Source organism: Marinomonas epiphytica (genome assembly GCF_054780655.1).
The window spans coordinates 178,932-201,217 of record NZ_BAAGVX010000002.1; the positions used below are offsets into that span (position 1 = coordinate 178,932).

28 protein-coding genes are annotated in these 22,286 nt (G+C 44.0%); 13 read left to right on the top strand and 15 right to left on the bottom strand.

What is annotated here, in order from left to right:
- Positions 1–30 precede the first annotated feature (30 nt).
- The 3 genes from ACYVGZ_RS01335 to ACYVGZ_RS01345 are packed head-to-tail and all read left to right on the top strand — an operon-like array spanning position 31 to position 2,830.
- Positions 31–1,881: a penicillin-binding protein activator gene (locus tag ACYVGZ_RS01335; RefSeq protein ID WP_460750092.1), complete on the top strand. Its 1,851-nt coding sequence runs from the start codon at positions 31–33 to the stop codon at positions 1,879–1,881.
- The gene (locus ACYVGZ_RS01340) at positions 1,838–2,233 is read left to right on the top strand and encodes a YraN family protein (protein ID WP_460750094.1); all 396 of its coding nucleotides are present in this window, start codon (positions 1,838–1,840) and stop codon (positions 2,231–2,233) included. Before ACYVGZ_RS01335 ends, ACYVGZ_RS01340 begins: the two co-directional genes overlap by 44 nt.
- Before the next feature lie 3 nt (positions 2,234–2,236).
- On the top strand, positions 2,237–2,830 hold the full coding sequence (locus ACYVGZ_RS01345) for an SIS domain-containing protein (RefSeq protein WP_460750096.1): 594 nt from the start codon (positions 2,237–2,239) through the stop codon (positions 2,828–2,830).
- A gap of 87 nt (positions 2,831–2,917) precedes the next feature.
- Here ACYVGZ_RS01345 and ACYVGZ_RS01350 read toward each other — a convergent pair whose 3' ends face one another.
- The 5 genes from ACYVGZ_RS01350 to zapE form a co-directional block, all read right to left on the bottom strand.
- Entirely contained in the window at positions 2,918–3,301 is a 384-nt protein-coding gene (locus ACYVGZ_RS01350; RefSeq protein ID WP_460750099.1) for a ClpXP protease specificity-enhancing factor, read from the bottom strand.
- Positions 3,302–3,373: 72 nt separating this feature from the next.
- Positions 3,374–4,006 carry a glutathione S-transferase N-terminal domain-containing protein gene (locus ACYVGZ_RS01355; protein ID WP_460750101.1) on the bottom strand — a complete coding sequence of 211 codons (633 nt, stop codon included), beginning with the start codon at positions 4,004–4,006 and terminating at the stop codon, positions 3,374–3,376.
- 268 nt (positions 4,007–4,274) lie between these two features.
- A complete protein-coding gene (rpsI, locus tag ACYVGZ_RS01360) occupies positions 4,275–4,667 on the bottom strand; it encodes a 30S ribosomal protein S9 (protein WP_460750104.1) in 393 nt (130 codons plus the stop codon).
- A gap of 14 nt (positions 4,668–4,681) precedes the next feature.
- Positions 4,682–5,110 (bottom strand): 50S ribosomal protein L13, encoded by a 429-nt coding sequence (gene rplM / locus ACYVGZ_RS01365; protein WP_460750106.1) that lies wholly within the window; start codon positions 5,108–5,110, stop codon positions 4,682–4,684.
- Positions 5,111–5,258: 148 nt separating this feature from the next.
- A complete protein-coding gene (gene zapE, locus ACYVGZ_RS01370) occupies positions 5,259–6,362 on the bottom strand; it encodes a cell division protein ZapE (protein ID WP_460750109.1) in 1,104 nt (367 codons plus the stop codon).
- Between the two features lie 128 nt (positions 6,363–6,490).
- Between zapE and ACYVGZ_RS01375 the strand changes: the two genes are divergently transcribed.
- On the top strand, positions 6,491–6,952 hold the full coding sequence (locus ACYVGZ_RS01375; RefSeq protein WP_460750112.1) for a Z-ring associated ZapG family protein: 462 nt from the start codon (positions 6,491–6,493) through the stop codon (positions 6,950–6,952).
- Between the two features lie 59 nt (positions 6,953–7,011).
- Here ACYVGZ_RS01375 and ACYVGZ_RS01380 read toward each other — a convergent pair whose 3' ends face one another.
- Positions 7,012–7,773: a Nif3-like dinuclear metal center hexameric protein gene (locus ACYVGZ_RS01380; protein ID WP_460750115.1), complete on the bottom strand. Its 762-nt coding sequence runs from the start codon at positions 7,771–7,773 to the stop codon at positions 7,012–7,014.
- Between the two features lie 19 nt (positions 7,774–7,792).
- On the opposite strand from ACYVGZ_RS01380, the gene ACYVGZ_RS01385 reads away from it, so the two are divergent.
- Positions 7,793–8,827, top strand: coding sequence for a S1C family serine protease (locus ACYVGZ_RS01385; RefSeq protein WP_460750118.1), 1,035 nt, complete (start codon positions 7,793–7,795; stop codon positions 8,825–8,827).
- A 7-nt stretch (positions 8,828–8,834) separates the two neighbouring features.
- Here ACYVGZ_RS01385 and ACYVGZ_RS01390 read toward each other — a convergent pair whose 3' ends face one another.
- The 9 genes from ACYVGZ_RS01390 to ACYVGZ_RS01430 form a co-directional block, all read right to left on the bottom strand.
- Positions 8,835–9,374 carry an SRPBCC family protein gene (locus tag ACYVGZ_RS01390; protein ID WP_460750120.1) on the bottom strand — a complete coding sequence of 180 codons (540 nt, stop codon included), beginning with the start codon at positions 9,372–9,374 and terminating at the stop codon, positions 8,835–8,837.
- Positions 9,367–10,686 (bottom strand): histidinol dehydrogenase, encoded by a 1,320-nt coding sequence (gene hisD / locus ACYVGZ_RS01395; protein ID WP_460750123.1) that lies wholly within the window; start codon positions 10,684–10,686, stop codon positions 9,367–9,369. Before hisD ends, ACYVGZ_RS01390 begins: the two co-directional genes overlap by 8 nt.
- Complete coding sequence (gene hisG, locus ACYVGZ_RS01400) at positions 10,687–11,331, bottom strand: ATP phosphoribosyltransferase (protein WP_460750126.1); 645 nt, start codon at positions 11,329–11,331, stop codon at positions 10,687–10,689.
- A gap of 1 nt (position 11,332) precedes the next feature.
- On the bottom strand, positions 11,333–12,595 hold the full coding sequence (gene murA, locus ACYVGZ_RS01405) for a UDP-N-acetylglucosamine 1-carboxyvinyltransferase (RefSeq protein WP_460750128.1): 1,263 nt from the start codon (positions 12,593–12,595) through the stop codon (positions 11,333–11,335).
- Between the two features lie 21 nt (positions 12,596–12,616).
- Positions 12,617–12,853, bottom strand: coding sequence for a BolA family protein (locus tag ACYVGZ_RS01410; protein WP_460750243.1), 237 nt, complete (start codon positions 12,851–12,853; stop codon positions 12,617–12,619).
- Between the two features lie 182 nt (positions 12,854–13,035).
- Positions 13,036–13,641, bottom strand: a complete 606-nt coding sequence (locus tag ACYVGZ_RS01415; RefSeq protein ID WP_460750131.1) for an MlaC/ttg2D family ABC transporter substrate-binding protein — start codon at positions 13,639–13,641, stop codon at positions 13,036–13,038.
- Positions 13,642–13,644: 3 nt separating this feature from the next.
- Complete coding sequence (gene mlaD / locus ACYVGZ_RS01420; protein WP_460750134.1) at positions 13,645–14,109, bottom strand: outer membrane lipid asymmetry maintenance protein MlaD; 465 nt, start codon at positions 14,107–14,109, stop codon at positions 13,645–13,647.
- A 1-nt stretch (position 14,110) separates the two neighbouring features.
- Positions 14,111–14,893, bottom strand: coding sequence for a lipid asymmetry maintenance ABC transporter permease subunit MlaE (gene mlaE, locus ACYVGZ_RS01425; RefSeq protein WP_460750137.1), 783 nt, complete (start codon positions 14,891–14,893; stop codon positions 14,111–14,113).
- Positions 14,890–15,690 carry an ABC transporter ATP-binding protein gene (locus tag ACYVGZ_RS01430; protein ID WP_460750139.1) on the bottom strand — a complete coding sequence of 267 codons (801 nt, stop codon included), beginning with the start codon at positions 15,688–15,690 and terminating at the stop codon, positions 14,890–14,892. Before ACYVGZ_RS01430 ends, mlaE begins: the two co-directional genes overlap by 4 nt.
- A gap of 171 nt (positions 15,691–15,861) precedes the next feature.
- Here ACYVGZ_RS01430 and ACYVGZ_RS01435 point away from each other — a divergent pair, with 171 nt between their 5' ends.
- The 8 genes from ACYVGZ_RS01435 to mgtE all read left to right on the top strand — a co-directional run bounded on the left by ACYVGZ_RS01435 (position 15,862) and on the right by mgtE (position 22,280).
- Complete coding sequence (locus ACYVGZ_RS01435) at positions 15,862–16,818, top strand: calcium/sodium antiporter (RefSeq protein WP_460750142.1); 957 nt, start codon at positions 15,862–15,864, stop codon at positions 16,816–16,818.
- Positions 16,819–16,839: 21 nt separating this feature from the next.
- Positions 16,840–17,397 (top strand): LPS export ABC transporter periplasmic protein LptC, encoded by a 558-nt coding sequence (lptC, locus tag ACYVGZ_RS01440; RefSeq protein WP_460750145.1) that lies wholly within the window; start codon positions 16,840–16,842, stop codon positions 17,395–17,397.
- The gene (lptA, locus tag ACYVGZ_RS01445; RefSeq protein ID WP_460750148.1) at positions 17,381–17,890 is read left to right on the top strand and encodes a lipopolysaccharide transport periplasmic protein LptA; all 510 of its coding nucleotides are present in this window, start codon (positions 17,381–17,383) and stop codon (positions 17,888–17,890) included. The genes lptC and lptA overlap by 17 nt, the downstream gene beginning before the upstream one ends.
- Positions 17,891–18,616 carry an LPS export ABC transporter ATP-binding protein gene (lptB, locus tag ACYVGZ_RS01450; protein WP_460750151.1) on the top strand — a complete coding sequence of 242 codons (726 nt, stop codon included), beginning with the start codon at positions 17,891–17,893 and terminating at the stop codon, positions 18,614–18,616. It abuts the gene before it with no gap.
- A 71-nt stretch (positions 18,617–18,687) separates the two neighbouring features.
- A complete protein-coding gene (locus ACYVGZ_RS01455; RefSeq protein WP_460750154.1) occupies positions 18,688–20,175 on the top strand; it encodes an RNA polymerase factor sigma-54 in 1,488 nt (495 codons plus the stop codon).
- Between the two features lie 17 nt (positions 20,176–20,192).
- Positions 20,193–20,642 (top strand): PTS sugar transporter subunit IIA, encoded by a 450-nt coding sequence (locus ACYVGZ_RS01460; protein WP_460750157.1) that lies wholly within the window; start codon positions 20,193–20,195, stop codon positions 20,640–20,642.
- A gap of 10 nt (positions 20,643–20,652) precedes the next feature.
- Positions 20,653–20,922: an HPr family phosphocarrier protein gene (locus ACYVGZ_RS01465; protein WP_460750159.1), complete on the top strand. Its 270-nt coding sequence runs from the start codon at positions 20,653–20,655 to the stop codon at positions 20,920–20,922.
- Positions 20,923–20,927: 5 nt separating this feature from the next.
- On the top strand, positions 20,928–22,280 hold the full coding sequence (gene mgtE, locus ACYVGZ_RS01470) for a magnesium transporter (RefSeq protein ID WP_460750161.1): 1,353 nt from the start codon (positions 20,928–20,930) through the stop codon (positions 22,278–22,280).
- Positions 22,281–22,286: the final 6 nt, after the last annotated feature.

The following is a 22,286-nucleotide window of genomic DNA, read 5'->3' on the forward strand; positions in this document are numbered from 1 at the left end:
GCCTCTTTGTTCTATTAAATTGTGCCGCTTATGATCTCATTTTCGCAACGCATCATACCATTAACTCTAGGTACTTTTCTGCTTAGTGCCTGTGGCTCGTTAGATTTAAATACACCACAATCATTCACTGTGGTGCAAACACCAGCAAACACCAGTACTAACGAAGAAAACACGGTTCCTGACAGCATTTTCCACCCTCACACCAGCAGCGCCAATGCGGCCATTGAAAGTGACTTTCAAGCTGCACAAGACTACTACGACGCGGGGTTATATCAGCAATCTCTGCAAATGCTAGAAGATAAGGTCTTGATCGCCCCTTCTTCATTAGAATTCGATGCGAATCTTTTAGCGGCTCTGGCAAGCGCAAAAATACAAAATCATATTGCCAGTGTGACTTACATTAATCAGGCTGAGAGCTTAAACCAAGCACGTCATCCTGACCAACAGAACACCCTAGACTTAACTAAGGCACAAATTCTAGAAGCCTTTGGCAGCTGGCCTGAAGCCGTAAAAGCCCGTCTTAACCTAAGTTTCAACCTACCACTTGATGAGGGCCAGGCAAACGAAGAGTTGTTATGGCAAGACATTCAGAATTTGTCTGAAATGGAAATGGCCAAACTTTATGAAGAGCAACTCCCCTCTTTAGAAGGCTGGCTGGCGCTTAGCGATATTCTACGCAACTCAGCTTGGTCGTTAGAGCAACAGCTCCAAGCCTACCAAGACTGGCAGTTAGAAAACCCCAGCCATCCTGCCGCTCAAAATACACCTCAAGATTTCCAGGTAATGGCCTCTATTGAGCAAATGGAAGCACAACGCATTGTGTTAATGTTACCGACCACTGGCCGCCTAAGACACGCTTCGCAAGCTATTATTGATGGTTTTTTTGCAGCCTATTACCATAAACAAAACCAACGACCAGACGTTTACATTGTTAATACGGCACAATACGATAATATAGAAGACGCCCTAGTCGCTGCCTACCAACAAGAACCGGATGTGATTGTCGGACCCTTGCAAAAAAGTGCCGTCGCAAGACTCAGCCAATTAGCACTAGAGTACCCTGTCATCGCGCTTAACCAGCTTGAGATTAATACCCCTAACCCCAATTTGTATCATTTTTCTCTATCGCCAGAAGACGACATTCAGCAACTGATTCTTTTTGCCAAAAAGCATGGAGCAAACAAAGCGGCCATTTTAAGCACAGAAGACACCTGGGCCTTAAAACAAGCAGATGAATTTTTACACGCCGCTGATAAAGAAAAGATCACCATTACCTCGAATCAAACCTATGAAAATAGCCCTTTAGGACGACAGAATGCGATTCAAAAACTACTCTTAGTGGATGAAAGCCTAAAGCGCAAAAGTTTGATTCAAGGGTGGACAGGCGAACAAGTAGAAAGCACTGTGCGATCACGCCAAGATCTGGACTATGTTTTTTATGTGGGTAGATTAGACGACGCCAAGCAAATTCGCCCTCTTATCGATTTTTACTTTGCCGACAAAATCCCCATGTTAGCCAGCAGCTCGTTACACGATAACCAGCCGGGAAAAAACATTAAGTTCGCTGATATTGAGCGCATTTTATTTACGGAGATTCCAGCACTGACTGCTAACACAACATCAAACAGCAACCTGCCGCCCAAAGCAGGCTCCAACATATTAAGACGTTTGCAGGCTCTTGGGGCAGACAGTTATTTGCTTGCTAACCGTTACCCTTTGTTCCAACAATTACCCAATACACGGATTGTGGGTAACACAGGCACAATCACCCTAGATGACGAAGGTGTGTTCCATAAACGTCCGCAAGTGATGACATACCAAAAAGGAAATTTGGTTAATGCGAAAAGTGAGCGATTTTTTCAAACGCCTGAAGACTCCTAGAACGGGTGCAACCAATGATGGCCAAAGGGCTGAGCAATTCGCAGAAGACTATCTTGGCGAACAAGGTTTATCGTTCATCGAAAGAAACTTTTTTTGCAAGTCTGGTGAGATTGATCTTATTTTTTTAGATCATCACACCATCGTCTTTGTGGAGGTAAGGTATCGTGCTGACCTACGCCACGGCAGTGCCGCCGAAAGCATTACGCCATCAAAATTACGTAAAATTCATCGTAGTGCTATGACTTGGCTGCAAAAAAACAATAAGTTAGCTAACTCTTGCCGCTTTGATGCGGTATTATTTGACACAAGAATAGACAGACAACATTTAACTTGGCTTAAAGACATACTGTAATTTATGGATTTTCAAGAAGCGATTTACACCCAATTTGCTCAAAGCTTTGAAGCAAAGCAACAAGCCCTAGAAGGCTTACCACCTTATATTGAACATGCAGCAAGAGTCATTTTTAACAGCATTGCCGCGGGCGGGAAAGTCGTTTGCATAGGCAATAGCACCGGCTCACACCTAGCTCAGTACTTCAGCACTCTATTATTAGATCGACTCGATAGAGAAAGACCAGGCTTACCCGCTATTAGCTTATCGGGAGATGGTGCTACCCTACTTTCTGTCACACACAATGACAGCTACCATGATGTGTTTTCAAAACAAATTACTGCTATTGGGAATGCGGGCGACATACTATTTGTAGTGGCAAACAGAGGCAATACTTCCCCTATCATTCAGGGCATTCAAGCCGCTCATGAACGAAAAATGAATATAGTGGCACTGACTAGCCCTGAAGCCAAAAACGTCTCGTCACTCACTTCTCGGGATGACACAGAAATCAAAGTAAATTTGTTAGGAACAGCAAGAGTACACGAGTGCCAGCTCACCGTTATTCATACCCTAGTTGACTTACTTGAACGCCAACTTTTCGGCTACGAAGACTAATAAATAGCTCCTTACCCATTGATAGACTTGCTCACTTATCGCGATAAAGTAGCAAGTCTATCAAGCAGCAAACTTACTTTAATATGATTACTTAACAACTTTTAGCGTAAAGCCTTTTTTCGGCTCTGGTGGTGTTGGTTCACTGGGTGGAGTATCTGGAAACTCTTCCTCTGGAAAGACGAAGCCATCGCCATTTTCCTTAGCGTATAAGGCCAATGCTGCTCCCATTGGCACATAAACCTGCATTGGCTTGCCACCAAATCTGGCCTCAAAAGACACTGCTTCCTTATCCATTATCAGGTGACGCACCGCAGACATACTAATATTCAATACAATTTGTCCATCTTGAATAAACTCAGTTGGGACTATGGTATTTTTATATTCTGCATCTACCAACAAATAAGGTGTCATATCGTTATCAGACACCCAAGCGTAGGCAGCATTTAATAAATATGATCGTTTAGCTAACATATGAGATCCTTTTAAAACAAAAAGGAGCTTTACGCTCCTTTCTTTTGACTAACTAATATAGGCAACCCTTTATTAGTCTAGGCGCATTTCCTGTTCAGCTTCAGACAAGCTTTCTTGGAACGATTCGCGAGAAAACACTAGATCCATATACTTATACAAAGAAGGAACTTGTTCCTTAGCAATCTCAACGCCAAGAACTGGCAGACGCCATAAAATAGGTGCTAGGCAGCAATCTACAATGGTGAATTCTTCGCTCATGAAGTAAGGTTTTTCGTCAAAAATTGGCGAAACGTTGATCAAACCCTCACGCAATTCTTTTTGAGCTTGGGCAACCGCTTCCTTATCTTTACTGGTCAAAATAAGGTCAGCTAAATCCGCCCAGTCACGTTGAATGCGATACATGTATAAACGGCTCTCAGCTCGCGCCACCGGATAAACAGGCAACAAAGGAGGATGAGGGAAACGCTCATCTAAATACTCCATCATGACATTTGGCTCGTACAACACCAAATCACGATCAACTAAAGCAGGCAATTCATTGTAAGGATTCACATCAGCCAATTCAGCTGGTTTATTAAATGGGTCTACATCAATAATATCAACGGTCACCGCTTTTTCAGCCAAAACGATACGAACTCTATGGCTATAATGATCTTCTCCATCTGAGAAAAAAGTCATTGAGGAGCGCTTTGCAATAACACCCATGTCTAACCCCTATTAAAATACATTGAAAACTCCTTAAAGGAGTCAATATTAAGATAAAGCCAAAGCTGTGATTACAGCCTTGAAACACATTCTTAGTACTTTTGTTTCACAGCACATCTTTAAAAAATTCTTTCCCGACATTCTAACATAAGTCAGCGAATTTTATTTCGATGAATTCAATTTCAACACGCTAATTTGTTTTTTTTAGAAACAAAAAAACGCTTGGCGCAATACACCAAGCGTTTTAAAAGCAACTCTAAAACAAATATTAACGTTTTGAGAATTGTGGACGACGACGCGCTTTGCGAAGACCGACTTTCTTACGTTCAACTGCACGAGAGTCACGAGTAACGTAACCAGCAGAACGTAGAGTACGACGTAGAGACTCATCGTATTGCATCAAGGCACGAGTAATACCGTGGCGGATAGCACCAGCTTGACCAGAAATACCACCGCCTTTAACAGTGATGTAAACGTCAAACTTTTCAGTTGCTTCAACAAGTTCAAGAGGCTGACGAACAACCATTTGAGCCGTTTTACGACCAAAGTATTGAGAAAGAGTACGGTTGTTGATAACTAGGTTACCAGTACCGGCCTTAAGAAACACACGAGCGGTAGACGTTTTACGACGACCTGTACCGTAGTATTGAGTAGCTGACATAATGTTCTTCCGTATTAAATGTTAAGTTCTTGAGGCTGTTGAGCAGCATGTGGATGCTCAGAACCAGCGTACACTTTCATTTTCTTGTGCATTGCACGGCCCAAAGGACCTTTTGGCAACATACCTTTTACGGCGATCTCAAGAACACGCTCAGGAGCATGATCAATCAGCGTCTCGAAATTCATAGAGCGTAAGCCGCCTGGGTAACCAGTGTGGCGGTAGTATTGTTTAGCAGCAGCTTTGTTACCAGTAACGTGAACTTTCTCAGCGTTAACGACAACGATGTAGTCACCTGTGTCAACGTGAGGAGTGTATTCAGCTTTATGCTTACCACGTAAACGGCGAGCAATCTCGGTAGCCAAACGGCCTAGTGTTTTGCCTTCAGCATCAACCACGAACCAGTCGCGGCGTACTTCAGCAGGTTTTGCTGTAAAAGTTTTCATTAAAAAACCCTATCAATACGCATGTATAAACATGCCATACCTATTATTATTGGTTATTTAAAAAGTATTTTTTAAATAACGTGCACTTACCTTAAAAAAGGCGAGCAAATTATACTGCATACCAAAGAAATTAGAAAGCCCTATTTCACTATTCAGGGCGATGCTCTAAAGACAAGTACTCTTCAGATTGCATTTCTAATAACCGACTGATCGTTCTATCATATTCGAAGGCCAACCGAGTTCCCTTGTATATCTCAGGAATGGCGACTTCGGCAGAAAAAATCACCTTGACGTGGCGATCGTAAAACTCGTCTACCAAGTTAATAAAACGACGAGCAAGGTCGTCTCTGTCTGCATCCATTTGCGGTAAGTTTGAAATAATTACTGTGGAATATAAGCGCGCAATTTCTATGTAATCTACTTGGCTACGAGGCCCATCACATAATGCCTCTATATCAAACCAAGCCATGCTTTCACAGCTACGCTTTAAGGGAATTTCACGACCTTCAATTTCAACTGCACCACCTTCAACAATGTGAGAGGCGTCAGAAATCAGGCTCATAAAACGCTCTTCAAGAGCGGCATCTGCTTCTTGATTCAGCGGAAAATGATACAGTTTGGCTTGCTTAAGCGTTCTTAAACGATAGTCAACACCACCGTCTACATTCATAATTTTGGTGTGTTTTTTTACAAGTTCTATCGCAGGCAAAAAACGCGCTCTTTGCAAACCATTTTTATACAAACCATCCGGCTCAATATTAGAGGTGGCCACCAAGCTTGTGCCATTTTTAAACAACTCTTCGAGTAACCCAGCTAGGATCATAGCGTCGGTAATGTCCGTTACAAAGAACTCATCGAAGCACAGAATGTCAGCTTTGTCAGAAATTTGCTTACCGACAATTTCCAAAGGATTTTTCACATCTTTTAACTTGCGCATCTCTTGATGCACCATTTGCATAAAGCGATGGAAGTGCAAACGCAACTTTTTATCTGTCGGAAGGCAGTCAAAAAAGGTGTCCATCAGATAGGTTTTACCACGCCCAACACCACCCCAGAAGTACAACCCTGTCTCGACTTCTTTCGCCTTTTTCTTACGAAAACGAGAGAACAGACCACCGGAACCCGTGTCATCTTGACGATTAACCAAGCGTTCAAACAACTCTTGTAACGCCTCAACGGCCTCCTCTTGAGCGGGGTCATAATGAAAATCTTCGCGTTCAAGGTCCTGTTTATATCGTGTAATGGGTGTCATTATATCTCTTCGTGGTAGCCAATTTGTTGGGATCTATTCTAACAAATAACTTCTTAAACAACAGCTACCGCGCTATTATCATTGCTAGGAAATCGGCTATAATGGCCTATCGATTTTGGGAGTAAGTCATGATCACTGAAGAATTTAACATCATTATATTTGTCACCGGCATTATTATTGGTTGTATCGCAACCTTTGCCTTTAAAAGCCTCTCTTCAAAAGGCAACCACACAGCGAGCAGCCCTTCAGCAGCAAGTGCAGCAAGCGTTCAATCATTGCAACAAGAACTGGATAAAAACCAGGTTATCATTGATAACTTTTTCTCCGACAGCGACCAGCAACTTCAGGCTGCAGAAAAACGCTTAACCGAATTGCGCCAAAACCTAAGCAGCGGTGCAAAACAACTTAGCAACATCAGCATTAGTGCACCACAGACAGCAAATCCTGATGCCGAACCGTCTCCTGAAAGTGAGGTTACTGCCCCACCTCGTGACTATGCAATTAAGTCAGAAACCGATGAGGGCATGCTAAGTGAAAAATTTGGTTTACCAAAAGACAACGAGACCATCGAGCCAAACCGTACCATTTAAATAGTACTTAATGGCAGACATAAAAAAGAGAGCCGCGGCTCTCTTTTTTATGTCTGCCATTAGGCAGGGCTATCAATATCAACAAATTGAGAGTCTAGGCCGTGCTCCTCGCGTAAAAACTTCGCCATTGAGCGAGCCCCAAAACGCTCTGTTGCATGATGACCTGCTGCAATAAAGTGAATACCCATTTCTCGAGCAATATGAATGGTCTGTTCTGACACTTCCCCTGTAATAAAAACATCTGCTTGAGCTGCGACTGCCTGTTCTATATAGCCTTGAGCACCACCTGTACACAAAGCGACCGATCGAATTTGACTTGGCCCAGCCGATTCAAACAAAACATCTCTTTGCACAGCCGACTCTATTAAAGATTTAAACGCAGTGACTGATAAAGGCTCGGGGAGCTCTCCAACCAGACCGATCGCCTCATCAAGTGGCACGCCTGCTTGTAACCCGAATCGGCTTTCTAAACCGAGCGCATTGGCAAGACCTGCATTATTCCCCAAACTAGGATGCGCATCTAAAGGTAAATGGTAGCCATACAAATTAATATCGTTTTTGATTAAAGCACTGATACGGCGGTATTTCATACCGGTTATAGTAGGCGCTTCCCCTTTCCAAAAATAACCATGATGAACCAAAATCGCATCCGCTTGCTCAGCCACAGCAACATCAATCAGAGCTTGGCAGGCTGTCACCCCTGTAATGACTTTATTTATTTCAGTTTTTCCCTCAACTTGTAACCCATTTGGCGCATAATCTTTAAATCGCTTGGGAGTTAGGGTGTGATCTAGTATTCTTTCAAATTCACTGCGTAACAAAATATATCCTTACATTCTTATGACTATTAAGACACATTGGCTTTGGCTTATTATCGCCGCCTTACTTGGCATTTGTATAGGTCTGGCTGCACTACTCATACAAACATTCCACCAGAACCAGACTCGGGGCTATAGCTACTCAGTCAACAAAGCCATACCTGCTGTAGTGAGTATATACACTGAAGTTTCTGAAAAAGACGAGCTCATTGGTAACCAAGGATCTTACAGCATTAACCTAGGTTCTGGAGTGATTATAGATTCTCAAGGCTATATTCTGACTAATCACCACGTCATTCAAAACTCCACCAGCATTACCGTCAGACTATATGATGATCGCCACCTTGATGCCAAGCTCGTCGGCTCCGACCCTGCCACAGATTTAGCCGTACTCAAGATTGATTCGCGCAAACTACCTCATATAGAGCTGGGCGATAGCCAAAGCCTAGTCGTTGGGGATCAAATCCTCGCCATTGGCAACCCTTATGATATAGGCCAAACCGTTACTGCCGGGATCATTAGCGCCAAAGGCAGAAACAGCATTGGCCTAAACACTTACGAAAACTTTCTACAAACGGACGCTGCCATCAACCCTGGTAACTCGGGGGGAGCACTCGTGAATCTGCAGGGGCAACTTGTCGGGATCAGCTCTGCTATTTATTCCAGTACAACAGGCTCTCAAGGAATTGGTTTTGCCACACCAGTTAACGATGCCATCAAAATCATGAAGGAGTTAATTCAAAATGGTCATATAGAGAGAGGCTATCTTGGCATGGAAGTGCAGAGCATTACAGCCTTACAGGAACGCAACCAACACGCTCTTCACTCAAAAGGCCTATTAGTTAGTCAGGTATTCCCTAACAGCCCAGCTCAAAAAGCCGGGTTTAAAGTTGGAGATATCATAATAAAAGTGAACAATATTAACAGCAAAGATCCCAACAAAATGAAAAGCTACATCACTTCTATGAAACCCGGCAGTATTATTTCCATTGTCGGCAGCCGAGGTAGCCAATCATTCATGGCAGATATTACCCTAGCCCCTCAATTTAATAACTGACAGCCTTTTAGTTTTCTAATAAGGCTTTCAAACGCTGCAAACTTAGCTCAAAGTTTCGCCCTGCAATGTCGTTAGCAAAAAATGCAACGTATGGGCTTAGCAAACCGACCTTCAATTCCCCTTCAATGACCCACCGAACCTGTGTCTGGCCTTGTTCGCTGGTGATCGAAATACGATTCGATACTGGCTCCACACTAGGTTTAGGAGACACGGTAAAACGAACTCCCTGCTCGTTAACATCATTGATGGTTAACACACCTTGCTGGTCTGTATTTTGATATACAATCGCAACTTGTTCGCCCACTTTCAGCTGTCGCTTATTCGGTACTAACTGACCATCTTGGATGTACATCCACTGGCTCAAGCTTTCTTGATTAAGCACGGCATGACTTACTGTATCAGGCACTGCTTGAATTATTACACTACGTTCGACTCGATAATCTGTCGGCAAAACAAAGCCAAGAGCAATGACAAGAAGAATCACTAAGGCGAGCACCCGCGTAATTCTTCTCAATACATATAAGGCTGGCGGATGCGGCTTACTCACCTTGCTTCCCATCGAGAATACGATATTCAGCCGACATAGCATGAGCTTCCAAAGACTCTCCACGCGCCAAAGGCGACGCAATTTTTGCCAGGTTACTCGCGCCCTCAGGTGAACAGTTAATCAATGAACTGCGTTTTTGAAAGTCATAAACACCCAGCGGCGATGAAAAACGTGCCGTGCCAGAGGTTGGCAATACGTGATTTGGTCCTGCACAGTAATCTCCCAAAGCCTCTGGAGTATGCCTGCCCATAAAAATAGCGCCCGCATGGCGAATTTTTTGGGCCCAAACTTCTGGCTCATCCACAGAAAGCTCTAAATGTTCAGCCGCCACGACATTTGCGATGTCTATTGCTTCTTCCATATCTTCCACATGGATAAAAGCACCGCGACCTTCTAGTGAGGTTTTGATTATGTCTTGTCGACTTTGCGTCTCTATTAAACGCTCCATTGAGCGTTTAACATCATCAATGAACCGCTTATCAGGAGAAATCAATATAGATTGCGCATCTTCATCGTGCTCTGCTTGGGAAAACAAATCCATAGCAATCCAATCTGGGTCAGTTTTGCCGTCGCAAACCACTAAGATCTCCGATGGCCCTGCGATCATATCAATACCAACAGCGCCAAATACCATGCGCTTTGCTGTTGCCACGTAAATATTACCTGGCCCAACTATTTTATCGACTTTAGGAATGGTTTGTGTGCCATAAGCCAACGCCGCCACTGCCTGAGCACCACCTATTGTAAACACTCGGTCAACACCTGCAATGTAAGCGGCAGTCAACACGATGTCATTAACATAGCCATCAGGGGTTGGCACCACCATGATAATTTCACCAACACCGGCCACCTTAGCAGGCATGACATTCATCAATACAGAAGATGGGTAAGCTGCCTTGCCGCCAGGAACATATACGCCCACACGGTCTAATGGGGTGACTTTTTGGCCTAATACGGTGCCATCATCTTCTTCATACTGCCACGATGGCTGCTTTTGACGCTCGTGGTAAGAATGCACACGTGCTGCCGCGGCCTCTAAACTTGCTACCAGTTCAGGGCTAATACGCTGTTTCGCCTGTGCCATTTGCTCACGAGAGATTTCTAACTCATGGGCCTGTTCCACATCGCGTCGGTCAAACTGGTTAGTAAATTCAATAACAGCCTGATCCCCTTCTGCGCGCACTCGAGTAACAATATTAGTTACCGCTTCTTGTACGCCCGCATCAGAAACCGAATCCCAAGCAAGTAAAGCATCAAGCTCGCTGCGAAAGCCTTCTTGCTTAGAAGAAAATTCACGAATCGTTAGTTCCAATTATTCACCCTCGTTGTCTTCTACAGCATTTCGAATCATGTCAATGATGGGTTCGATTTGCCCATATTTGGTTTTATAAGCCGCCTTATTGACTACCAAACGCGTACTGATAGGAGCAATCAATTCTCTTGCTTCTAGGCCATTGGCTTTAAGCGTATTGCCGGTATCAACAATGTCTACGATTAGATCAGCTAAGCCCATAATCGGCGCCAGTTCCATTGCGCCATACAGCTTAATAACATCGGCTTGAATACCTTGTTCCGCAAAGTAGGCTTTAGCGGTTTTAGAAAACTTTGATGCGACTTTTAAGCGACGATTCGGTAGAGCTTGCCCTACTACGCCAGCCGTCATCAAACGGCACTTAGAGATTTTTAGATCCAACAATTCATATAAGTTCTTTGTGGATGCTTCCATTAAGACATCTTTACCTGACACACCAAAATCTGCGATGCCGTGCTCTACATAAGTTGGTACATCAGTCGCTCGCAAAATAACTAATTTGATATGCTCGTGATTGGTATCAAAAATCAGTTTACGGCTCTTGTGGATGTCTTCCGCAGGAACAATGTTGGCTTTTTCAAGTAATGGCAAAGTTTCGCCAAGTATACGCCCCTTAGAAAGGGCAATAGTTAAAGTGTTACTCATATTAGTTCAATACCCGTGAAATTTTTGCACCTAAAGCGCCAAATTTTTCTTCAATACACTCGTAGCCACGGTCAATGTGATAAATACGGTCAATTCGAGTGTCACCTTCCGCCACCAACGCTGATAACACTAAGCTAGCTGATGCACGCAAGTCCGTCGCCATCACTGGCGCACCTTTTAGTTTCTCGCAACCACGCACAATGGCAGTGTTGCCAGCGACTTCTATGTCTGCGCCCATGCGCAACATTTCATTCACGTGCATAAAGCGGTTTTCAAAGATATTTTCTATGACACGCCCTACACCGTTCGCTACTGCGTTTAACGCAACAAATTGTGCTTGCATATCAGTAGGGAAAGCTGGGTAAGGAGCCGTACTGATGTTTACCGCAGTAGGGCGACGGCCTTCCATATCCACTTCTATCCAGTTTTCGCCACAAGTAACTTTTGCTCCTGCTTCCTCCAACTTAGAAAGCACGGCTTCTAAAGACTTCACATCTGTATCTGTAACTTTAACCTTACCTCCTGTAATAGCGGCTGCTACCAAGAAGGTACCGGTTTCAATACGATCAGGCATTACTGGGTACGTTGTGCCATGTAAAGTCTCAACACCATCAATAACAATAGTATCTGTACCATGACCCGTAATTTTGGCTCCCATAGCGATTAGGCATTCAGCCAAATCAACCACTTCTGGCTCTCGTGCAGCATTTTCAAGAATGGTTTGCCCCTCAGCAAGGGCCGCTGCCATTAATAGGTTTTCTGTTCCTGTTACCGTGACCTTGTCGAAGAAAATGCGAGCGCCTTTAAGGCGCCCATCAACGCTGGCAATAATATCGCCACCTTCTACAAGAATATTGGCACCCATCGCTTCAAGGCCACGCAAGTGTAGGTCTACTGGGCGGCTACCAATGGCACAACCACCAGGCAGAGACACGATCGCCTTACCAAAATGACTTACCAACGGACCTAGCACCAAAATTGAGGCTCGCATGGTTTTTACCAATTCATAGGGTGCTTCAGAGTTGTTCAACGTGGAAACATCTAGTTGCACACTCATTTTTTCGTCTACAACAACGCCACACCCCATAGACCCTAATAGCTCCAACATAGTGGTGATGTCATGTAAATGAGGTAAATTCTGAATCGTGATCGGCTCTTTAGTTAACAAGGTTGCTGCCAAAATAGGTAATGCGGCATTCTTCGCACCTGATGCTCGAACCACCCCGTTAAGCTTTGCTCCACCCGTAATTAATAACTTATCCATATTCTGTTCTCTTATAATTTTTTATTGTGCGTCGTATTGAGCTGGGGTGTAGGTTTTCATGGTCACTGCGTGAATGGCCCCACTGGCAATTTGTTCCTGCAAATGGGAGTAAACAAGCTGTTGTCTTTTTACAGTAGAAAGACCTTCAAATACGGGTGAAATCACCACAACCTGAAAATTACAACCTTCACCTTGAGCAATAACTTCACTCTTCTCAATGGCAGCTTCTAATAAATTTTTTACTTCAATTGCGTTCACAGTCGCTCCGACATTCATTACATTTTCAATTACTGACATTCTACCTTACTCCCGCCAACTACTTAACACTTGATGTGTCAACAGAGCATAAAAATCCCCTCTAATCACAGCAATTTGCGCAAAAAAAATCCGAATAGCCAAAACCTTCGGATTTTTTTATGACTCAAGAGTGTAAATTGCGGTTACTTTGTTAAAGAGTCTCGCCACGCATCAATAGCATCGTCTATCTTATTTTTATTTTGTTGCATCATGGTGGCAAACTGCTTACGGAATGTCAGACCAAAATTAATGCCATTGATCACAACATTATCCAGTATCCAATTCGCACCACGCTCTTTCATTTCAAAGGTAATATTCAGTTTACCCGCCGCTTCAAGCTCCGCTTCAACGTCAACCTTAACACTTTTTCCTTTACGCTGAGGCCCCAACGGCAAAACCTTAATTTTATCCGCATCAAACTCTAAAATTGACTTACCATAAGTGTTAAGTAAAGCCCGCTTGGTTTCTTGAGAAAAACGGGTGCGCTGCTCTTTTGAAGCACGACGATAGTACTTTCCCATCACTCGGCGTGACAACACATCAAAATCAACCACGTCAGACAAAATGCCATCGACACGCTGATTAAGCAACACGGGATCTTTTGATAATATGTCTTTGTCCGCCACTATTTGCGTTCGGAAGGATTCGATCACATCAATTACGGCATCACGCGCCCCTTCTGGATTTGCCCAAACAGAGTGTATAGACAACACAGCCAATAACACCAAACCTTTTATAAACTTCAACATGTTTTATTCCTCTGAGTCTCCAGATTGAAATAAGAACTGACTAATCAGGTTTTCAAGTACCAATGACGATTGAGTGTCATAAATCTCACCACCATTTTCTAGCACTTCATCGTCGGCCCCTATCGTGATCCCTAAATACTTTTCACCTAACAAGCCACTGGTTAAAATGGCCACCGAACTGTCCGTTGGAATATTGTTAATATCTGAACGTATGTTCATTGTTACTAAGGCCATATAAAGCTCTTTATCAAAGGTGATGGACTCCACATCACCCACACCTACGCCAGCAATGGTGACTTTAGCCCGTTCCGACAAACCTGCTATGTCGTCAAAGCGCGCCACTACCTGATAAGTATCTTTTTTACTGGCAAAGGCTAAACCACTCACCTGCACTGCCAAATACACAAACGCCGCCATACCCAATACGATAAAACAGCCTACAAAAAGTTCCGTACGTTTATTTCTCATTTTAAAAATCCCCAAACATGGCTGCAGTTAATACAAAATCTAACGCTAGAATAGCCAACGAACCCAACACCACGGTGCGGGTAGTGGCTTTACCAATTCCTTCTGACGTGGGTATACACTCATACCCTTGATAAACGGCAATCCAAGTAACCACAATGGCAAAGCAAACGGCTTTAATCACCCCATTAATGATATCCGTATCAAAATACACCGACTGCTGCATGAGAGACCAAAAAGCACCATCATGAACACCTAGCCAGCCCACTGACACCATAAGGCCACCAATAATACCAACCGCGGTAAAAATGAGGCTCAGCAATGGCAAGCAAATCACGCCAGCGATAAACCTCGGCGCGACCACTCGACGCAAAGGGTCTACCCCCATCATTTCATAGCTAGACAATTGTTCTGTTGCTTTCATAAGACCAATTTCGGCAGTTAAAGAAGAACCAGCTCGCCCCGCAAACAATAAGGCGGTTACCACGGGACCCAACTCTCTTAACAGCGATAACGCTAACAGCTGCCCTACCGCATCTTCCGAGCCAAATTTAGCAAGAATACTGTAACCTTGCAGGGATAAAACCATGCCGATAAAAGCCCCCGACACCACCACTATAACCAGAGACAGCACACCGACAGAATATAACTGCTTAACCAATAAGTTCATCGCTTCTGCTGGCCTAACAGGAACACGAGCCACACTTTGAAATAAGAAAATCCCTGCTCGCCCCACGGAGCTAAGCCATAATAACGCCGCGCTACCTAGCCCGACCAAGCCACTCATAATGAACTCCTTGTGTTTTCATGGTTACCTTTTGTCTCTGGGTAGTGAAACGGCACAGGACCATCTGGCTGGCCTTGAAGAAACTGTTTCACCCTTGGGTCTTGTGACGCTCGAATATGTTCAGCACTCCCTTCTGCAATCACTCGCCCACCCGCTAGAATACAAACATGGTCTGCAATAGATAAAGATTCTTCAACATCGTGAGACACCAACACCGAAGTTATGTCTGTATCTGTATTGAGGTTACGGATTAACTCCACCAGCACACCTTTTGATATGGGATCTTGTCCTGTAAAAGGCTCATCATACATAACCAGCTCAGGATCCAATGCAATGGCACGAGCCAAAGCGACACGACGAGCCATTCCTCCGGACAACTCAGAGGGCAAAAGGTGGGCGGCGCCACGTAAGCCAACACTGTGCAGCTTGTTTTTCACCCTTTCTTGAATCGCTTCTTCCGACAGTTTTGTATGTTCTTGTAACGGAAAAGCAACATTTTCATAAACCGACATATCACTAAACAAAGCACCACTTTGAAACAACATGCCTAATTTTTTTCGCACTTCATAAAGAGAAGATCGAGACAAAGCATGTACATCTTGCCCGTCCACAAAGATATGCCCTTCATCAGGTGTCAGTTGTGCTGCGATCAACCGCAATAAGGTTGTCTTTCCCGTCCCACTCGGCCCCATCACCGCGGTCACCTTACCTTTGGGTATGGTTAAAGTGACATCTTCGTATATCACTCTGTCAGCTCGAGAGAACTTAAGATTTTGGACTTCTATATATGCATCCATTGGCGAAATACCCTAATCCGTAGAATAATGGGATAAATGTTATCACTCAGACCTTAAAAAGCCTATTGAACAGGAGACAAATCCCATTTTGTTTCAAAGATCAAGTCTTGAATTTACCCGCCAAACCTCATTAAATGTACGTCCCTTAAGTTTTTGAGATATATCGACATTATGCTGCTTTATTCCGCTGCTCTGTTAGCCGGTCTGGTATTACTGGTATTAAGCTCTGACAAGTTCATTGAGCATGCTGCTTTAGTTGCTGAAAAATTAAACGTTAGCCCTATGGTCATTGGCATTACGTTAGTGGCTTTAGGCACCTCTGCACCAGAAATGGTGGTATCTGCCATCGCAGCGTTTGACCAGGCACCAGAAATTGCCATTGGTAATGTCCTTGGTTCCAACATTGCCAATATTGGTCTGGTATTCGGCATCACTCTATTGCTCTCCTCCATTCCTATTGCAAAAGGCCTAGCCACTAAAGAAGTGCCTCTGGTATTAGCCATTACACTTTTATCTGGCCTATTACTATGGGATGGTCATTTGAGTGTTTTTGACGGATGCGCTCTACTTATTGCCTTCATTATTATTCTTCTTATTTTATTAAGAAACGCCAAAGACTTAGAAGAAGAACTCGCCGCTGAGCTCCCAGAAGACGATGGCGGTTCGGTTGGCAAATCGGTCTTGATTGCCGTCGTAGGATTGGCTGTACTGATTGGCAGCTCAAAACTCTTGGTGTGGGGAGCGACAGGGATCGCCACAGCGCTTGGCGTGAGCGAACTGGTGATCGGATTAACCATTGTCGCGATCGGCACTAGCCTACCAGAACTCGCCGCATCCGTTAGTAGTGTACGTAAAGGTCACCATGACATCGCCATTGGCAATGTTTTAGGGTCAAACATTTTTAACTTGGCTACGGTTTTACCTCTTCCTGCACTCATTGCTCCAGGAGTCACCGATAACCAAATAATGTCTCGTGACTTTCCTTGGGTGCTCGCTCTAACCCTTGTAATGGCTGCTGCTGTTTTTCTCTTTAATCGCGCTCAAAACAAACAAATTCCTAGATGGCTAGGCCTACCTTTGGTCGGGTCTTATGGCGTATATTTAATACTTATGGGAACAAGTAGCTAACGTGGATTCAAAATGCTTGGTATGAGTTTGAAAAAGTGGTTTTTATTTGGCGCTCTAGTAGGTGCAGCCGGCTTACTGTTTATAGTGGGTAAGGGACCTCAATCTAACCTTGTTACCACAGAGTCCCTAAGTAGCTCTCCTGATTATTTCATTACGCAAGTACGAGTAAAGGAATTCGATCCTTCAGGCAAACTCATTGAGACACTAGAGGCTGCAAAAACATTACATTATCTAGCGGCAAAAAAAACACTGCTTGAATTTCCTTTTGTAGAGCGCCATGCCGACACCAGTAGCTGGAGTGCCGAATCATTACAGGGCGTAATAGAAGATGGCAGCAAAGACATTTTATTAACTCAAGATGCAAAAGCGCTAAAACGCCAAGTCGGTGCCGCTGATATCACTTTATCTGCAGACACGGTACACTATCTTGATAAAGATCAATCGTTAAGCAGCTATGGAAATGCCAAGCTTTATTCCACTCAAGGCATTACCAGTGCAAGTAAGATCACAGCTTTTATCAATTCCGGTGAAGTAATCATGACCAAACCGGTAAGAGGACATTATGAACCAACTCGCTAAGTTAACTCTTTTTCTAGCTTCATGTTGCCTTACTTCCCTTGCTACTGCGCTGCCAAGCGACACGGAGCAACCGTTAGAAATTCAAGCAGACGAAGCTTCGTTCAACCAAACCACAGGCGAAGCGATTTATAAGGGTAACGTTCTCATTACCCAGGGCACCATTGAAATTGAGGCTGAGTATTTAAAAATCAGCACCAATCCGCAAACCCAAAAATTTAACAAGCTTAAAGCCAAAGGCTCGCCAGCCAAGTTCAGCCAACAAATCGATGAAGCAGGCAACATGGTTATTAGCCAAGGGGATAACATTGATTATTCAACGCTAGAGGCAAAACTTGAAATCTCAGGCAATGGCTACCTAAATCGGATCGACAATAAAGTATCTGCCGATTACATACTTTACATGGTAAACAGTGGCGCTTTCCAAGCAAACAAAACGGATACTGGTCGCGTTTCTATGACCCTGCAACCCCAAGCAGCACAAGATGAGAACTAAATGGCACTATTAGAAGCAAAGAACCTCGCTAAAAGCTATAAGAAGCGCCAAGTCGTTAAAGATGTCTCTTTGGCGGTTGAGTCTGGTCAAGCCGTTGGTCTACTCGGACCGAACGGCGCAGGTAAAACCACCTGCTTTTATATGATAGTCGGCATGGTCACAAATGATGCAGGCGGAATTTTCATTGACGGCCAAGATGTTACCCATAATGCGATGCATACACGCGCCCAAAAAGGCATTGGCTATCTACCACAAGAAGCGTCAATTTTTCGAAAAATGTCTGTCGAAGACAACATTCTGGCCATTTTAGAAACCCGCAAAGACCTAAACAAACAGCAGCAACAAGCCAAACTTGAATCCCTACTAGAAGAGTTTCATGTTACCCACATTCGAAAAAACCTAGGTATGGCTCTATCAGGTGGCGAACGACGTCGAGTAGAGATTGCTCGTGCCCTCGCCATGAACCCTAAATTTGTATTGCTGGATGAACCTTTCGCTGGGGTCGACCCCATTTCCGTTGGGGATATAAAGCTGATCATCAAACACCTTCAAGAAAGTGGCATTGGTGTATTAATTACCGACCATAACGTAAGGGAAACGTTAGATATTTGTGATAAGGCGTATATTGTCGGTAACGGCCATATTATCGCTTCTGGCGACGCCGAGACGGTTATTAATAATGAGCAGGTAAAAAAGGTGTATCTTGGCGACGATTTCCGTCTATAACCCTTATCATTATTAGATAAAGAGAGTAGTATGCATATCTTGTTCCAACTTAAATTACTAAGTGTTGCTCTATGAAGCAGTCGTTACAATTAAAAATCGGTCAACAACTGACGATGACCCCTCAACTGCAGCAAGCCATTCGCTTGTTACAGTTATCCACCTTAGATTTACAGCAAGAAATCCATGAGTTTCTTGAGTCTAACCCATTGTTAGAAATCGATGATGAACTGGCAAATACTCCTGCCGAAAACAACAGTATCGAAAGCAAAACCGAGAAAAAGACCGACGAGAGAAGCACTGAAGCTGAATCCAACCCTGAGGAAGCACGACTTGAATCCGAATGGACTGACAGCATTCCAGAAGAGCTTTCGATAGACAGTAACTGGGACGACACCTACCAAAATTCAGCCTCAGTAAGTGATGTGTCAAGCTTTGAAGGGGAAAGTGACTTTGAAAGTCGCAATGCCCCAGAAGAAAATATTCAAGACCATTTAATTTGGCAGCTTAACCTAACTCACATGTCTGACCGTGACATTGAAATTGCCTACGCCATCATCGAATGTGTTAAATCTGATGGTTATTTGAGCATTTCTACGGAAGAAATTTGCGAAGCTTTAAGTGCTGAACTTGAAGAACTCGAAATTGACGAAGTCATTGCCGTTCAACATCGACTACAACGCTTTGATCCGGTTGGTGTGTGTTCAATCGATTTACGTGACTGCTTACTCGTACAATTAGAAGCGTACCGAGATCACCCTTTATACAAGAGCACACACAATTTAATAGACAATCACTTAGGCCTATTAGGTAGCCGAGATTTTGCCCAATTAACTCGCAAAACAAAGCTCAAAGAAGCGGCTCTAAAAGAAGTTGTGACGTTAATTCAACAACTCAACCCGCGCCCAGGCTCTGCGGTAGACAACTTAAACACGGATTATGTGATTCCTGATGTCAGCGTAAAAAAGATAAAAGGTACTTGGCAAGTTGAGCTCAATAATGACGCCCTTCCTCCCGTAAAAATTAATGAAACTTATTCAGCCATGGCCAACACGGCAGCGAAAAGTGAAGATGCCACCTACATTAAAAACTCACTGCAAGAAGCGAAGTGGTTCATTAAAAGCTTACAAAGTCGTAACGAAACCTTATTGAAAGTCGCCAGCTGTATCGTGAACCGACAAATTGACTTCTTCGAACTTGGCGAAGAAGCAATGAAACCCATGGTTCTTCATGATGTCGCGGAAGAAGTAGGCATGCATGAATCCACGATATCGCGAGTTACGACACAAAAGTTTATGCATACACCCAAAGGTATCTTTGAGCTGAAATACTTTTTCTCAAGCCATGTTAACACGGCTTCTGGTGGCGAGTGCTCCTCAACGGCTATTCGTGCAATGATTAAAAAGCTCGTGGCTGAAGAACCCGCACAGAAACCCTTGAGTGACAATAAATTAGCAAACACCTTGGCCGACCAAGGCATTCAAGTTGCTCGCCGAACGGTAGCGAAATATCGTGAAGCGATGAACATCCCACCCTCAAACGAACGTAAACGACTGATTTAAACGGATACTATAAAACCATGCCATTGGATACCCTACTTAAAGCTGATTTGGTTTTTGCAAAAAAAGATATTGTAAGCAAGAAACGCGCTCTCGAAAATTTAGCTTGCATCGTTGCAGACCGTTTGCATTGTGAAGAAAGTGCGGTGTACGACGCCTTACTTAGCCGAGAAAAACTGGGCAGTACCGGTATTGGCTCTGGCTTAGCTATTCCCCATTGTCGGCTAGATACTGCGAATCGCTCTGCGATTGTGGTAATGTCATTACAAGAAGCGATTGACTTTGATTCTATTGATAGAAAACCCGTTGATCTTATTTTCGCTTTAATCGCACCGCCACATGAATGTAATCATCATTTGGCAACATTAGCGCAAATAGCAGAACTTGCTCAATCACCAGAGGCATTGGACAAATTACGAGGGGCTCAGGATGATGAAGCCCTCTATATGACCTTCAAATCTCTGTTATAAAGGAAGGCCTATGCAAAAAACATCCATAACTATTATCAACAAGCTGGGACTGCACGCTCGAGCTGCTGGCAAGCTCATTGAAACCACTACACGTTTTTCTTGCGACATTACCATTGAGAAGGACGGTCGTAATGTGGATGGCAAAAGCATCATGGCAATGATGATGCTAGCGGCTAGCAAAGGAACTCAGATCACCATTAAAACTAACGGTGATGATGAAACGGAAGCGCTCGCGGCCATTGTTGCCCTCATTGAAGACAAGTTCGGGGAAGACGAGTAACCCCTATGTCTGAACAAAGCACCCTACAACATCTGCAAACCGTTACCGACTCTCTTGAGTCCGGTAAAACCATGCAGATTCGTTACCTTCTTAATGGTGCTTTACCGGCTCAAGATGTTGCTCGCCTATTGGAATCGTCTCCTCCTAAGGAACGTAAGCTTCTCTGGGAGCTTATTGATTCACAAAATGAAGGTGAAGTACTTCAGTACCTGAATGAAGATATCAGTCTTACCTTCTTAAAAGAAATGGACACAGAGCGTGTTGTTGCTGTGTCTGAGAATTTTGAAAACGATGACTTAGCCGACTTACTTCAGTATCTACCCGAAACGGTTGTAAAAGAAGTTCTTGCGTCCATGAGCGCGCAAGACAGAACTCGCGTTGAAACACTGCTTAGCTACTCAGAAGACTCCGCAGGCGGTTTGATGAATACGGACACCATTACGGTGCGCCCCAACATCACCGTTGATATTGTCTTCCGTTATTTACGCCGCCATGAAGAGCTGCCTGATATGACAGACAGCATCTTGGTAGTAAGCCGCTCCGATCGCCTGCTAGGCTCGTTACCCATTACTAAGTTATTAGTTGCAGATGCCGATACCCGAGTTCGGGATATCATGGAAACCGAAATCACTCCTTTGCACGCCAACACGCCTGTTAGTGATGTAGCCCAGCTGTTCGAAAAAATGGATTTAGTGTCCGCCCCCGTAATAGACGAAGAGAGCCAAAAGCTCTTGGGCCGTATCACCATTGATGATGTGGTCGATGTTATTCGTGATGAAGCAGAACACTCCATGCTTAGCATGGCAGGCCTTGACGACGATGAAGATACTTTCTCGCCCATCATGAAAACCACTCGCCGCCGGGCGGTATGGCTAGGGATCAATTTAATTACTGCGTTCACTGCTTCCTATGTAATTGGCCTGTTTCAAGACACCCTCGACAAAGTTGTCGCCCTCGCCATACTCATGCCCATTGTTGCCAGTATGGGTGGAATTGCCGGCTCTCAAGTATTAACTCTCGTTATTCGAGGCATCGCACTGGATCAAATCGGTCCGACAAACGCACGCTGGCTACTGAACAGAGAGCTCATTGTTGGTATGATTAATGGTATACTCTGGGCCACTGTCATTGCAGCACTTACCGCAGTGTGGTTTGATGATATTCAAATCGCCTACATTATTGCAGGTGCGATAGTAATAAATCTTTTATTTGCCGCCCTAACAGGCACTCTATTACCACTGTTACTCAAAAAACTTGGTATTGACCCCGCTCTGGCTGGCAGTGTAATTCTAACAACCGTAACCGACGTTGTAGGCTTTTTGTCCTTCTTAGGACTGGCCACTATTTTCTTAATATAGGTTCCC